13 protein-coding genes are annotated in these 15,476 nt (G+C 41.3%); all 13 read right to left on the reverse strand.

From position 1 onward, the window contains the following. Nucleotides 1–110 precede the first annotated feature (110 nt). Nucleotides 111–1,667: an NADH-quinone oxidoreductase subunit M gene (locus HY960_09075; protein MBI5215893.1), complete on the reverse strand. Its 1,557-nt coding sequence runs from the start codon at nt 1,665–1,667 to the stop codon at nt 111–113. 1 nt (nt 1,668) lies between these two features. Further along, nucleotides 1,669–3,624, reverse strand: coding sequence for an NADH-quinone oxidoreductase subunit L (gene nuoL, locus HY960_09080; protein MBI5215894.1), 1,956 nt, complete (start codon nt 3,622–3,624; stop codon nt 1,669–1,671). Between the two features lie 82 nt (nt 3,625–3,706). Then, nucleotides 3,707–4,015 (reverse strand): NADH-quinone oxidoreductase subunit NuoK, encoded by a 309-nt coding sequence (gene nuoK, locus HY960_09085; protein MBI5215895.1) that lies wholly within the window; start codon nt 4,013–4,015, stop codon nt 3,707–3,709. A gap of 5 nt (nt 4,016–4,020) precedes the next feature. Further along, nucleotides 4,021–4,533: an NADH-quinone oxidoreductase subunit J gene (locus tag HY960_09090; GenBank protein ID MBI5215896.1), complete on the reverse strand. Its 513-nt coding sequence runs from the start codon at nt 4,531–4,533 to the stop codon at nt 4,021–4,023. Nucleotides 4,534–4,630: 97 nt separating this feature from the next. Then, nucleotides 4,631–4,795, reverse strand: coding sequence for a hypothetical protein (locus tag HY960_09095; protein MBI5215897.1), 165 nt, complete (start codon nt 4,793–4,795; stop codon nt 4,631–4,633). Next, nucleotides 4,788–5,243, reverse strand: coding sequence for a PIN domain-containing protein (locus HY960_09100; GenBank protein MBI5215898.1), 456 nt, complete (start codon nt 5,241–5,243; stop codon nt 4,788–4,790). The genes HY960_09095 and HY960_09100 overlap by 8 nt, the downstream gene beginning before the upstream one ends. Before the next feature lie 153 nt (nt 5,244–5,396). Continuing rightward, nucleotides 5,397–6,641, reverse strand: a complete 1,245-nt coding sequence (locus tag HY960_09105) for an ABC transporter permease (protein ID MBI5215899.1) — start codon at nt 6,639–6,641, stop codon at nt 5,397–5,399. Beyond that, the gene (locus tag HY960_09110) at nt 6,638–7,549 is read right to left on the reverse strand and encodes an ATP-binding cassette domain-containing protein (protein MBI5215900.1); all 912 of its coding nucleotides are present in this window, start codon (nt 7,547–7,549) and stop codon (nt 6,638–6,640) included. The genes HY960_09105 and HY960_09110 overlap by 4 nt, the downstream gene beginning before the upstream one ends. 10 nt (nt 7,550–7,559) lie before the next feature. Then, complete coding sequence (locus HY960_09115) at nt 7,560–8,381, reverse strand: hypothetical protein (GenBank protein MBI5215901.1); 822 nt, start codon at nt 8,379–8,381, stop codon at nt 7,560–7,562. Continuing rightward, complete coding sequence (locus HY960_09120; GenBank protein MBI5215902.1) at nt 8,378–8,623, reverse strand: UPF0175 family protein; 246 nt, start codon at nt 8,621–8,623, stop codon at nt 8,378–8,380. Before HY960_09120 ends, HY960_09115 begins: the two co-directional genes overlap by 4 nt. Nucleotides 8,624–8,723: 100 nt before the next feature. Beyond that, complete coding sequence (gene asnS / locus HY960_09125) at nt 8,724–10,019, reverse strand: asparagine--tRNA ligase (GenBank protein ID MBI5215903.1); 1,296 nt, start codon at nt 10,017–10,019, stop codon at nt 8,724–8,726. A gap of 72 nt (nt 10,020–10,091) precedes the next feature. Continuing rightward, on the reverse strand, nt 10,092–10,763 hold the full coding sequence (locus tag HY960_09130) for a response regulator (GenBank protein MBI5215904.1): 672 nt from the start codon (nt 10,761–10,763) through the stop codon (nt 10,092–10,094). 27 nt (nt 10,764–10,790) lie between these two features. Beyond that, nucleotides 10,791–15,428: a PAS domain S-box protein gene (locus tag HY960_09135; GenBank protein MBI5215905.1), complete on the reverse strand. Its 4,638-nt coding sequence runs from the start codon at nt 15,426–15,428 to the stop codon at nt 10,791–10,793. Nucleotides 15,429–15,476 lie beyond the last annotated feature (48 nt).

Genomic DNA, 15,476 nt, shown 5'->3' on the forward strand with positions numbered 1-15,476 from the left:
ATATTTAACCGCCCTACGGGTCATAGACAAAGGGCACAAAGAAGACGCAAAGTGACGCGAAGAAAATAGTATAATAGTTCGACTGGAGGTCAGTTGATTCCTCCTTATTGTCATTTAGAAGATACTTGAGGCGGGTTCTGCTGCTGCGATGCAACTGCCGGTAACGTGTATCCACGCACTAACGATACGACGCTCTTCGTTGCCTGCGCTGATTTCGTGAGAAACGTATTAGGGTACACTCCAATCCAAACAATGAAGAGAAGCACAGGAACAAGCAAACCCACTTCTCTCCAATTCAGGTCGAGAAGTTTCTTATTGTGGTCATTTGTGATGTTGCCGAATGCGACTCGTTGATACATCCACAACAAATAGACTGCGGCGAAGATTACTCCTGACGCTCCGAGAATTGCGAACCATTTGCTCATGTATTCCGATGAGAACGAGCCGAGTAAAATCAAAAACTCACCGATGAAGCCGTTCAGTCCCGGCAATCCTGCAGAAGAAAGAGAAACAATAAACAGCACAGTTGCAAAAACAGGCATTACTTTCGCTATTCCACCAAACTCTGCAATCTCACGGGTATGCCGTCGGTCGTAAATCATTCCGACAAGTAAAAAGAGTGCGCCTGTTGAAAGTCCATGATTCACCATTTGAATGATTGCACCCTGCACTCCTTCTTCAGTCAGCGCACAAATGCCAAGCACAACAAATCCAAGATGACTGACTGAAGAATATGCGACAAGTTTCTTCATGTCGGTCTGCACCATCGAAACGAGCGCTCCGTAAATAATTCCAACAACGGCAAGCGTTGCCAGATATGGAACAAATACTTCTGCCGCATGCGGGAACAGCGGGAAACTAAAACGAAGCAAACCGTACGTTCCCATCTTCAATAACACGCCGGCAAGAATTACGCTTCCGGCAGTCGGCGCCTGAACGTGAGCATCGGGCAACCATGTGTGGAACGGGAACAACGGAACTTTGATTGCAAAACTTAATGTGAACGCGGCAAACATCCACAACTGAATTGCGGCAGGAATGGATGGCGCGATTCGATATAAAATTGTTAAGTCTGTGGTGAACTCTCCGCCAGGTTGTGTTGATGCATAATATCCGAGCCAGATGATGGCAACAAGCATCAGCAGACTTCCCGCCATCGTGTAGAGGAAAAACTTCACCGCCGCATACACGCGGTCGCTTCCGCCCCAAATACCGATAATAAAATACATCGGAATGAGCATTGCTTCCCAGAAAATGTAGAAGAGAAACGTATCAAGTGCAGAAAATACACCCAACATTCCAACCTCAAGAAGAAGCATCATGATGGTGTATTCTTTTACTTTCTTGGTGATTGATTCCCACGATGAAAGCAATGCAATCGGAGTGAGGAACGTAGTGAGCATGACCATCATCAGGGATAAACCATCAACACCGACGCTGTAATAAATGTTGAGCGAAGGAATCCATTTGAAGTAGTGAGCATATTGCATGTCAGGAATATGTTCTCTGAATCCAAAATAGAGAAAGAGTGAAAGAATGAACGTCGCACCGCTGATGAATAGTCCAAGTCCTTTTGCAAGAACTTCATTTTCTTTCTTGACAAATAATAAAAGAATACTGCCAAGAAGCGGGAAGAAAATAATCGTTGTCAGAAGGTAGTTGAACATATCATCCCTTGAACACTAAAATCCAGAGAATCAAGACGATGCCACCGACAAACACCATCGCGTAACTTTGTGTTACACCAAATTGAACACGACGGAACCAACTACTGACAAAGTTTACAAGCCAAGCAGTTCCGTTCACCGCACCATCTACCAACTTCACATCGAATATCTTCCACAAGAAAAATTCGGAACTGAGTTGAATCGGCTTCACGACGGTATATTCGTATGCTTCATCAACGTAGTATTTGTTCCAGAGAAGATTGTAGAGCGGTCGGAAACTCTTTGATAATTTTTCTGCGATGCTGATTTTCTTTAAGTACACATACCGGGCAAAGAAGATTCCACAGAGAGCAATGACAACAGAAAGCGCCATCATCAAATATTCTAATGAATGATTTGTAACGTGTGCCGTGTGGAGTTTTGAATTTGCTCTCTCAAAAATCGGTTCGAGAAAATGTTCGATTGCATTGTTGCCACCGAGAGCCGCAGGGATTCCGACCAAACCACCAACGACCGAAAGAATCGCGAGAATCATCAACGGAACAGTCATCAACCTTGGAGATTCATGCGGGTGCTTGTCGTGTCCCCAGCGCGGTTCACCTTCAAACGTAAGCGAAACAAGACGGAACATATAAAACGCTGTCAATCCTGCGCCGAGCCAGCCAAGCAACCAATAAATCGTTGAACCATCGGAAAATGCTTTCCAGAGAATTTCATCTTTACTGAAAAATCCTGAAAGTGGAGGAATTCCGGATATTGCTAACGCGGCGATGAAAAATGTTTTGTACGCGGTCGGCATTTTGGATTTGAGTCCGCCCATGTTTTGAATATCCTGCTCTTCATGCATTGCATGAATGACGGAACCGGCACCGAGAAATAACAATGCCTTGAAGAACGCGTGAGTCATTACATGAAAAATTCCTGCAGTGAACGCTCCGACACCAAGACCGAGAAACATGTAGCCGAGTTGACTCACCGTTGAATAGGCAAGAACTTTTTTGATGTCGTTCTGAACAAGTCCCATCGTTGCGGCAAACACGGCGGTCGCAAGTCCTATGACAGCAACGATTGTCATTGCGGCGGGAGCGAGAGCATACAACACCGAACATCGTGCAACCATATAGACACCAGCTGTTACCATCGTTGCGGCGTGAATGAGCGCGCTAACCGGAGTCGGACCTGCCATTGCATCCGGCAACCAAACAAACAACGGAATTTGTGCCGACTTCCCTGTCGCACCGACAAACAACATCAACGCAATGAGAAAGATTGTATCATCACCAACGCTTTTCAATGCGTTTGCCTGTGTGAAGATACCTTCAAAGTTCAACGTCTTAAATGTTGTAAAGAGCAAAAACATCGCGATAAGAAATCCGAAGTCACCTATTCGATTGACCACGAACGCTTTCTTTGCCGCATCGGTTGTAAATGCGGTTCCGGGTTTATAGCCGCCTGTATCGAATTTTCTATCATGCCAAAAGCCAATCAACAGGAACGAGCATAAACCGACTCCCTCCCATCCGAGAAACATCAGAAGGAAATTATCCGCCAGAATGAGATTGAGCATCATGAAGATGAAGAGATTCAGGTAAGCAAAGAATCTCCACAACCCTTTGTCGCCGTGCATGTAACCAATTGAATAAACATGAATCAGGAAACCGACACCGGTGACAACAAGTGTCATCAGAATTGAAAGTTGGTCAACCTGATACGCAACATCAACCGAGAAAGAACCGGCAGTAAGCCAAGAAAATATTGTGACAATGTGAGAGCGTTCTTCTGAAGGAAAACCGAGCATCTCAAAAAATATCGCGACGGCAATCGCGAACGACGCGCCGACAGAAAGACTTCCAATCCATCCGCTCAGTTTCTCCGAGTTCAACTTCTTACCGAACAATCCATTGATGAGGAAGCCGATGAACGGGAGTAGTACTATGTATCCAACAAAATTGTACATCAGTCTCGTAATTCGTGAGTGGTGAGTGGTGAGTGGTGATTATTTAAATCCGCAATCTGAAATCCGAAATCCGAAATCATGTTCACCATTTCATTAAATTGATTTCATCAATATTCACCGTTTGCTTGTTTCGGAACAATGCGATGACGATTGCAAGTCCGACTGCGGCTTCTGCGGCGGCAACTGCCATCACGAAGAAGACGAGAATTTGTCCGGTTGGATTTCCAAGAAAAGAGGAAAATGCAACGAGCGTCAGGTTCACGGAGTTGAGCATCAATTCAATGCACATAAATACTATGATGACATTGCGACGAGTCAACACGCCAATAACTCCGATAGTGAACAGCATCGCGCTGAGCGCAAGATACGAGTTCAACCCGATTTCAGGCATTGGCATTAGTCGAGTCTCCTTTTTGCAAGAACGATGACACCGACAATCGCCGCGAGTAAAATCATCGAGGTGATTTCAAACGGCAATAAAAATTCCGAGAACAATACTTTCCCGATTGATTCCACTGTTCCGATTTGCGCGGCTTGGTTCGATTTGAAAAACCAATCAGGTCCCGTGCTGTACCCAATAGCGAGCATGATTTCAAAAAACACAACTCCGGCAACTACCAGCGCAATAATTTGTTTGTAGTTCACTTTCTCTGTCAGTTGTTCTTCATCTCCGAGATTCAAAAGCATGATAACAAACAACACCAGCACCATGATGGCGCCTGCGTAGACAAGTATCTGGATAATGGCAATGAATTGGGCTTGAAGGAAGAGATAGAGAATTGCAAGACAAAAGAAGTTGACAATCAAATACATGACACTCATGATTGGATTGCGCTGACTAATCATCATGATGGCAGAGCCAACAGCGAGGGCAGAAATTATAAAAAAGAATACCGTCTCAAAACTCATTTATTAGTGCATCAGTTTAAGCGGCACAAAAATACCAAAATTTTTCCACATTCAAAAAGAAATCAACAAGGGAGCTATAACCGCTCCATGAAGCAAACTATGCGGCAGGTACCACGTATTGCTTTTTTTGTTTTGATACAAACTTGTATTTCTCATTCAAGAAATTAATCTGTTCTTCAACAGAATATTTTGCGAGTTTTTTTTCAGCGCGTTTTTGTAATTCTCTCTTAAGTTCGACTGCTTTGATTGATTTATTATTCATAGAGGATTTCTTTCGGACTTCGAATATCTATAATGGGATAACCTAATTTTAAGTTTACCGCATTGTAAAGATGTATGCGATTGACATTGACAATATGTTTAAAGTTCCAACTTACAACAACATCAGCCCTGTTTACAGTAGCAATTGCAACATGCCTTGCATCAGACAAACTTTTTGAAGCAACAGCGCCTTCGTCCAGATATGCTTGTGCAAGCGCGCTTGATTCATCATCAAGCGAGACATATTCAACGATATCTTTCGAGAGACTAACAAGAAATTCTTTCACTCTTTTTGGGGCATCTTCCAATTCAAATTGCAATATGGTAGAAATAAGAATTAAGGTTTTCCTTTTCTTCATTCTCTCAAAAAAACTGAGAGAATCTTCTTTGAACTCTTTATCAAAACATCCCCCAATGACTGACGTATCAATATAAATTCGTTCTTTCATCTACCCTGAATGTACTCCCCTCCGATGGAAAAAACAAAAGAGAACAGGATGATGTTGGACGAGGAAGCCTTTGCTACTACATTCCACATTAGGTGGGTAATGGGAACATAGAAACGAGATGAAATACCAAATTTTTCTCAAATCAAAAAGATATTACTTCGCGCGTACAATTTGAATCAACTCCATAAGACTCGGTCGTTTCCCCGTCAGCAAAATTGTTGTCCGGAAAATCTTTCCTGCAATCCACATCATACCGACTGAAGACAATACCATGATAATCATCGTAACTATGAGTTCCCACGTATCCGGCGTTTGAATCGGGATACGAAGCGCCATCATCGTCGGAGTTGTAAGCGGGAAGAATGACAGAATTTTTGCCAACATTGAGTTCGGGTTTTGTAAGACCGCAAATGCGAACATGATGGGCATTATCAAAATCATGGTAATATAACTTGTTACCTGTTGTGCTTCCTGCTCAGTGGAAATCGGCGCTCCAAGTGTAACAAATACCGCCGAATAAAAAACATATCCGAGGATGAAATACACAAAGGTCAGAAGTGAATGTGAAAGAGTTATCGGTAGTGAACCGAATTTGAGACTGAGAACCGCACCGAATATTGCCCACAAGACGATTTGTGTCAGCCCAAGTCCGCTCAGTCCGATAATTTTTCCTGCCATCAGTTCCGACGGAGAACAGGAGGACATCAATACTTCAACAACGCGGTTTGATTTTTCTTCAAGCATACTTCGCACAAGCATCTGCCCGGAGGTCAGCACAAGAATAAACATCATCATCATAAAGCCATACGCCGTGAAGAAAATACTTTCAAAACCGGCTTCTTCTTCTTTTCCGTCTTTTGAAAGTTTGATACCTTTCAGTTCAATCGGTGTGAAGAATTTCTTGATGAGATTCGGGTCGAGTCCTTCCGCTTTCAGTTTTTTCTCTGTTACAATATCACGAACAGCGCGATTCATGCGCTCAGTCAATTTAATATTGCCAACGTTTTGTGAACGATATTCAATCAACGTATCAGTCAGTATATTTCTTCCGATGATGAGGCATCCTTCAATTTCTTCTTTGATAATCATCCTGTCGGCTTCCTTTTTGGATGATTCAATATCGCCTGAAAACGTAATTGGCAAAAGAACATAGTTCGGTTTGCCATTCTTCAATGTATATTTTTCAGCAAGCAATTCATTCAGTTCGTTGATAAGTTGCCCGCTTTGGTCAATGATGCCGATGACTCGACTGTCAGAATCTTCTTTCAATGCAAGTAAACTCGGCACAACTCCCATCCCCACCATCAACAACGGAGTGAGAATAAGCGAAATAATAAACGCTTTCGATTTTATTTTCTCGATGTATTCCCACCGCGCAACCATCCAAGATTTGTTCATGCTCTCACCTCCGACTTCATTCCGTTACCAACCATTTTCAGGAAGATTGAATTTAATGATGGTTCAACAAACTCAAATTTCCGGACGGTGAGTTTTGTGGAAACCTCTATCAACAACTCACGAACTGACTCTTGTCCATCCAACTCCAACTCAGCGTAATTCTCATAGACATTTGCCTGTTTGATGTACGGCAGTGAAGAAAGGAACGCACCGTCCCCGCCGTATTCAAGATGAATTGAGTTTTTCCCAAAGCGTTGTTTTACTTCCTGTAAGCCGCCTTCCAACACAATTCTTCCTTTGTTGATGAGGCAAATTTTCTCGCACAACTTTTCCGCCTGTTCCATCATGTGCGTCGAGAAAATGATTGCCTTTCCTGCATCTTTCAATTCCATGAGAATGTCTTTGAGGAGAATTTGATTCACCGGGTCAAGACCGGAAAACGGCTCATCGAGAATGACAAGTTTCGGGTCGTGCAGAATAGAGTTAATGAACTGAACTTTCTGCTGATTTCCTTTTGAAAGTTCCTCAATCTTCGCGTTCACTTTATCGAGCAGGTCGAATCGCTTCAACCAATCAAGCGCTCGGCGTTTTGCTTCAGGAACAGAAATTCCTCGAAGCGTTGCAAAGTAGATGATGGTGTTGAGAACTTTATTTTTCTTGTACAATCCCCGCTCTTCAGGAAGATAGCCGACGATGTTTCTCGTTGATTCATCGTACGCTCTTCCGTCAATCAACACTGTACCGTAATCGGGTGTGATGATGTTGAGTATCATCCGGATGGTTGTAGTTTTCCCCGCGCCGTTGGGACCAATCAAACCGAACATCTCTCCACTGTTGACGTTGAGCGAAACGTCATCAACTGCTAAGACGGTGGTGTATTCTTTTCGGAGATGAGAGGCTTGTAGCATTATAGAATTACTATTCAAGCCCTTTTCGTTTTAACAATTCAACTGCTGCGTTGATTGCTATTCTTGTTCTATCATTTTCGTCATATGTGAGAGTAACAATTTCAAAAATATCTTTCCAGTTGATGTCGGAGTTGAATTTAGAAGCACCTAATTTGACCACAGAAAATATTGGTGGTTGAGAAAATCCAAGATCATTAAAAAGCAACTTCGACCATACTTCTGCAATATTCCAAGTTCGAGCTAATTGTTTTGTATCAAACTCCTCAGTGAGTTTTGCCTCAAATACCAGTAAAATATTGTCAATAGTAATAACCAAATCAGGTTTTGCATTGAACATTCCTTGCATTGCTCCATAAACTTTACTTTCATCTTCCTTTAAGAAAACACCTTCCTCTGAAGCTTTTTGCCTTATTTGTCTCGGATGTGTCAGCTTGCTGTTGTTTAATGGTTTCGGGAGTTGTGAAAACAACCGACAGTCAGTCGCTGCTTCCTGTTTGACTAATAGTTTAGTCAACTCATCCATGAATAGATTAATGGTCGGCTTTGCATTACTGTAAGCATCTCGAATAATTGCCGCCTCGAAATAAATTCCTATGTTATCAAACGGCAAATTAGTCAATGAACTACTACCGTTTTTGAAAATCAATTTGCGATTAGATAGTCTTTCAAGAAGTTGACCTAATGGGCTTGCAGATTTGTCTTGAAGTTTTTCATGGAGTAACCGAAACAGGTGAGCACAAACAGATCTTTCTTCTCTGTTGTAATAATCATAGGTGTTCATTAAAAATACATTTTGCTGTTTGAGAGATGAAGCATTTCTGACAACAATCAATGTGCTTTCTCAAATCCGATATTATTTAAGTCGGTTTGCAAATCTTCTATAGTGTAATGCAGTGGTATTTTTCTCTTAGAAAGTTCTCGTTGAAAAAACAACTGAGGCATCTCTGCCATTGTACTTGCCTGAGCGAGTGTGAGTTTGTCTCGTTGGAACAATGAAATAGCTAATTCTATTCTCAGTTCCTGTTCACTCAATCCAAGGTTTCTCATTAGATCGTCAGATATTTGAATGCTCATAGTTTGTTATTCCTAATATTCGAGTAATCATCCTTTCAAGAACAAAGTAATGTAATTCCAAATCATTCTCAAACACTACTCACCACTAACAACTCACCAACTATGGTGTAAGCCTGTAAATCATTCTCGGAAATGGAATTGTCTCCCGCACATGTTCAAGACCGCAAATCCAGGAAACAGTTCGCTCGACTCCAAGTCCGAAACCAGCGTGAGGAACAGAACCGTAACGGCGCAAATCTAAATACCACTCGAATGCTTCTTGCGGCAAGTTGTGTTCCTTGATTCGTGAAAGCAGTGCATCGTAATCATCTTCACGCTGACTCCCGCCGATGATTTCACCATACCCTTCCGGTGCAAGAACATCCATCGCAAGCGCGAGTTTCGGATTTTGCGGGTCGCGCTTCATGTAAAATGCTTTTACTTCCGATGGATAGCGATGGACAATCAACGGACGGTCGAACTCTTCCGAGATAATTGTCTCGTCACCGCCGCCGAAATCGTTTCCATACTCAAACGCGTTTCCTTTCTTTTTCAGAATTTCAACCGCTTCATCATACGAAATTTTTGGAAGCGGCTTTTTCACGTTCTCCAGAAACTTTGTGTTTCGCTCCAATACTTTTAATTCGGCTTGACGATTCTTCAACACCGATTGAACAATGTGTTCAAGGAAATCTTCTGCAAGTTCCATATTGTCGTTCAAATCGTTGAAAGCAACTTCCGGCTCGACCATCCAAAACTCAGTCAAGTGGCGACGTGTTTTCGATTTCTCCGCGCGGAACGTCGGACCGAACACATACACTTTTCCGAACGCCATCGCTCCCGCTTCGCCGTACAACTGTCCCGATTGCGTGAGAAATGCTTTTCCCAAATCGAAATACTCTGTTGCAAATAATGTCGAAGTGCCTTCGCACGCCGCAGGGGTGAAGATAGGCGCATCCATCAGGACAAAGCCGCGGTTATCAAAGAACTCACGAATCGCTCTGATGATTTCATGTCGCACACGCATGATTGCATGTTGCCGCGATGAGCGTAGCCATAGGTGACGAATATCCATGAGAAATTCTACGCCATGTTCTTTTGGTGTGATTGGATATTCTTTCGCTACGCTAATGATTTTGACGTTCGATACTTCCATCTCGAATCCGCCGGGAGAACGTGGCTCTGCCTTCACTTTCCCCGTAACACTGAAGGATGATTCTTGCGTGAGAGCATCGAACGTGTTGAATATTTCTTCCGACAGATTTTGTTTCACCATCACGCATTGGAGAATACCTGTTCCATCGCGCACAACGAGAAAGCGAATCTTCCCGCTCGAACGCTTATTGTATAACCAACCGTGAATGGTGATTTCTTCACCGACATGTTTTGAAAGGTCTTCTATATAGATTCTTGACATATTTTAAATTTCGAATTGCGAAGTGCGAAGTGTGGATTGCGGATTAAAGATTTTAATTTTTTGTTTTGTACATCAGGACAAATCAATCATCTTGATGTCTTTGATGTACTTAACAGTTTTATCCTGCTTAAGTTGCTTTAATTTTTCGAGTTTCCCGGAAATACGGAAGACAGTATCATTGATAATCTTAATGTAATTCTGTTGCGATTCGGGCATGTTCATTCCTAATTCAGTAATAATTCCCTGCATTTCAATCAACGGACGTTCCAAATCATCTATTACGTTGGCAAGAAGTTCCTTCATTGCGTTCAGTCTTTCGCGACTTATTTCCTGCTGCGCAAGTTGTTCTTCTAATTTATGTTTTTCGATTACATTCATTAGCGTCTTTGGTAACACAGGAGAAGAAATATCATCTTTGATTAAATATTCCGCCACACCGAGTTTCATCACATTGAGTGCGACATCAAGGTCTTTGTTCACCGTGAGAAACACAATTGGAAGGTTGACTTTTCGTTCACGTAACTCTTGAGTAATTTCCAATCCGTTTTTCCCGGGTAAAAAATAATCCATAAGAATTACATCAAGATTGGGATTGGTTTCAATTTCATGAAGTGCCGAAGTATAATTTTCTTTCCAGATAATTGTAAACAAATCTTTTTCGTACCGTTGGAGATAAACATCTAAAAGTTTTGCAAAATCTTTGTTATCTTCAACAAGGAGTATTATGGTTTTATTATCTTTCATGAAATCATTCTGTCTGTGTAAAAAACATTATTTCGTCAACGTAAAATAAAAGGTCGTGCCCTGCCCCGGTATTGATTCTACCCAAATTGTACCTTTGTGCATTTCAATTATTTTTTTCACAATCGCAAGTCCCGCACCTGAGCCCTCGTATTGTTCTCGTGGATGCAATCGTTGAAAAATGACAAAGATTTTTTCATAGTAATCCTTGTCTATACCAATACCGTTGTCTCGGACGAAAAAAAGATAAGAATTATTTTCTGCATTAAGAAATCCGATTTCGACCGTCGGACGCTCTTTATCATTAAATTTCAGTGCATTGCTAATCAAATTTTGAAACAAGATTTTCAAATGAGACCGATTTCCGAATACAGTCGGCATAGGGTCTTCGAGAATGAGCATTGCATTTTTCTGAGTGAGTGTATAAACGAAATCCGCTTTTACTTCATTTATTACCTCTTCGAGATTAACCGGCTTGAAAACATCAGAGGGTCTGCTGATTCGCGAAAGCATCAACAAATCATCTATGAGTCCCTTCATTCTTCCTGAAGCAGAAACAATTGAGTCAAGATATTCTTTCCCCTCTTCCGAAATGCTGTTGCTGAAATCACTCTGCAAAATATTACAAAATCCTTCTACGCTAATCAAAGGCTCTTTCAAATCATGCGAAACAACATAGGCAAAATCATCAAGTTCTTTATTGCGCCTCTCAATTTCTGCCGATTTTTGAATTGTCTCCTGATGCAGTTTTGCTTTTTCTAAGGCTATTGCTACAAGGTTGGCAATATTCTCTAATAATCGAATTTGAGTTTGAGAAAAATGCGCCTGTTCAGAAACCGAAAGCGACATGATTCCGAAAATCTTTTCCTTTGAAAGCATCGGAATGTGTATCAGGTTGCCAACGCTATTCAACACCGATTGCTTTGTTACTATTACTTCGTGTTCCGGTGTTCCTTCGAGAAGAGTATTTCTTACTGACGCTTTAGAAAATATTTGCATTCTCCCTTCGTTCTGTGAAACATCAAACGATGAAACAAGTTCATGAGTTTTTTCATCAAACAATCCGATTGACAACGTTTCAAACGAAAATGATTGTTGCAGATGGAGTGCAATAATATCGTAAATGTGTTCCATTTCCAGGGTAGAAGTCAATTGCTGACTTATCCGGTACAGAACGGAAAGTTGTTCGACTTGCTTTTGTAATTGATTGTAGAGTTGAACATTTTCAATTGCCGTTCCTAACTGATTGCTCACGAGAGCAAGAATCTGGCAGAGTTGGTCAGTAAAGGCATCGCGTGTTCGATAGACAATATCTATCGCACCATATACTCGCTCCCTGGAAACTAACGGAATAATTCCTAACGCTTCAATCCCTGCTAACCTGAAAAATGCTCTGAATTCCTTCAGGATTCGTGAATCATCGTACGCTTTCTGTTGAATGAATAATGATTGGTGCGTCTTAACAACATTCCCTGTTGCAGATGTTCTCAATGATAAATTCGGAATCTGATTGAGAAGCGATTCACTTATTTCTGAATGAGCGGCAAGAAACAAATCGTCGGTCTCTTCACTTTTCAGATAGACTGCAATTGCATCCGCCTCGGTAGTTTTCTGAAGCATCGGTACCGCTGTGTGCAGAATTTCTTCGATGCTTCGCGACGTCTGAATTTTTGTCGCAATAGAATTTAAGGCTAATAATTTTTCCGAATGTTTTTTGAGTTCAGAAGCAGATTGACGTAATTCCGTGATATCGGTATGGCTAATGACTAATCCGAAAATATCTTTTTCTATGACGAGCGGATTGATAGTCACCTGATACATCCGTTCACCATGTAAACTTCGCAGTACAATTTCCCCTGAAGAAAATTCAATCGAACCGGCGAGCAAATCTTCGGTAACTTTTTGTAACATTGCCTTCAGTGATTCATCGGGCAGAACATCAAATAGGTTTGTTCCTTCATATTCATTTTCTACATCTTTCTCATACGCGCGAATGAAATCATTCCACGCACGATTGACTTGAAGAATATTCAATTCTCTGTCAACAGTATAGACTACACTATCAATCGAATCAAGCAAGTTGCTGATATACCACGAATCCTCACTGACTTTATTAAAAAGTTGAACTCTATCAATGATAACACCGAGTTGTTGCGCTACCGATTGTAAACTTTTTGTTTCAACATCTCGATACATATTCGGTGTGGTGCTACCAATGTTGAGCGTTCCAAGAATTCTCCCCTTCAACACGATTGGAAAAGACATCTGCGAACGAATTCCATAGTAATAGGAATTCAAACGGGCGTAGTCTTCATCTTCGGTCATATCTGCAATGATGACCGGTTCATGTCCCCGAATTGTTAACTGGGTAATTGTTTGTTCAATCGGGATGAGAGCTCCTTTCGCCGATTCTGTGACGCCTTCACATGCTAACATTTCTACATATTCTTCATCAGCGATAAGACTAATTTCGACATCTTCAAACGAAATGACTTTCTTCAATTCCCGGGCAATCTTCTCGAAAATTTCATCGAAGTCCATTGATTCCTCTGCCGCCGTTATAATGCGATTGAGCAAATCAAGTTGGGCGTTCCGTTCTTCTAATTCTTTTGAAAGGAGTTTTCGTTCGCTGATATCGCGCGCGACAGTCAGTATTGCAGTCGGTTCATTTTTTGTAGTCGTTATAAACGCCGTACTGATACTCATGTCAAATAAAAGACCTGATTTGGTTTTCCAACGCATGTCGAAATCGTGAAGCGTTCCTTCCTTTTTCAATTCAGACATCCACAAAACATATTTCGCTGTTTGGTCAACACTTAACCATGGTTGAGGAAATTCTAATGTTGTTGCTTCATTCAACCGATAACCGAATTTTTTCTCAAATGCGTGATTCACTTGTAGAACAGTTCCATCCAGGCTACTGAGTATCAACACGTCTTCCATCGTGTTGATGATGTTGTGAAATATCTGTGTTGATTCAGTACTCTGTTGTTCGATTTGTTTCTGTTCTACAACTTTCTTTGTTTCAACTTGAAGTTGTTTATAGTCCGAGACATCTTCCATTGTTCCTTCGAACGAATCAATTTGTCCATCGGCAGATTTTACTGGCGACAAGGTATCTCTCACCCAACGATACTGTGCTTTCCCTCGAGGGCGAACACGGTATTCTATTGTGTACGCTTCCGTCAATTCCGGTAATTTGGTTTGACGTTCAAGCAATAATTTTTTATCGTCAGGATGAATAAGACTGAGCCAGAGAGAAGTAGTTCTGAAAAATTCTTTTCGTTCGTGTCCTGTCAACCGTTCAAGAGCGGAGTTAAAGGATATGAATGTTCCATTCATGGCTAATTTGTAGAGAACGCTCGTCGTACTTTCGATAGACTGCCGAAAATCTTTTTCTGTTTTTCTCAGTTTCTCAAACGTTAATACGCGGGCAAACGCTTCGCCACCATGTTTCGTCAGTAAATTCAGGAGTTGCATTGATGGTGAGATTGCGTTTTCATTCTTCGTTGCAAGTAATAATGCACCGAGAAGTTTTCCTTTATTCACAAATGGAACGAGACACATTTTTGAAAAACCGGCATGAGTAAACGTCGCACGGAATGGCAAGTACGATGGATATTTCACAATTTCTACCACATGGGGCTCAAGTGTTTTATGTAGAAAACCACCGATGCCTTCTTCCAGCGTAAGTGAAGTAAGTTTTTCGGTTAGTCCCGATGCAAAACCTCTGCTCTGTTGCAATTCAAGGTTCTCGTTTTTTGAATCGGTGAGATAAATCGCGTAGACAGAAAATCCAATTGCCTCAGTAACTTTTTCGGATAACGATTTCAAGAGATGCTTCAAATCATAAATTTCTCCGAGCGAAGTTACAAGTTCATCAATGACAGACCATTCGCTTGCTTTTGCATCTAATGCTTGTTTCTCTTGGATTTCAGAAGTGATATCCCGAAAACTTAGCAATAAACTCTTTTCCCTATCTATATGAATGAGGTTGACAGTCGTCTTTACATCAACGAAACTGCCATCTCCCCGATATGCTTTATGAATCAATTCGGATTGTTGACTTTTCCCTGAAAGGATTTTTTTACAAATCGTTTGAAAAGTTTGTTGATTTTCAGGGTCAATCAAACCTGAAATTTCTGTTGAGTGTAGGTCTGTTCCATCTGCAATAAGGAAAAACTTTTGAAATGCCTGATTTGAAATAGAAATTTTTCCCGCCTGAACAACAACCAACGCCTCCGGGCTTTGTTGAAAAAACGATTCAAATAATTCAGCAGAGGAACGAATTTTTTCAAGCGACCTTTTTTCTTCCGTAATATCTTCAACAAGTATTACCTGGAGTTTAGTCCGTTCAACTTCAATCGGAGAAATTGTACATTTGAGATCGAAGAGTTCACCCGATTTCTTCTTTCCGTTCAAGTCGAAGGAAATTGCTTTCTCATCAAACAACTCCCTCAATTCCTTTTGAAATTGCTTATGTGAATCAGTTGAAAGAAGAAGTTTGAAGTTCGTCCCAAGTATCTCCTCCACTGAATCAAATTCAAATATTTTTACTGCACCAATATTTGCATAAACCGGTTTTCCGTTTTGAAAAATGAAAACCCCGCCGGGGAAACAATGATATGCAGTTTTTAATGAGTCAATGAAATGTGATTGCCTTGCCAAGAGATACTTCTTTTTAGAAAATGGAAGAAATAAAAAAGGCGTCCTGTT

The organism is Ignavibacteriota bacterium, from assembly GCA_016212665.1.
In the GTDB taxonomy this organism is placed as follows: domain Bacteria; phylum Bacteroidota; class Ignavibacteria; order UBA10030; family SZUA-254; genus FW602-bin19.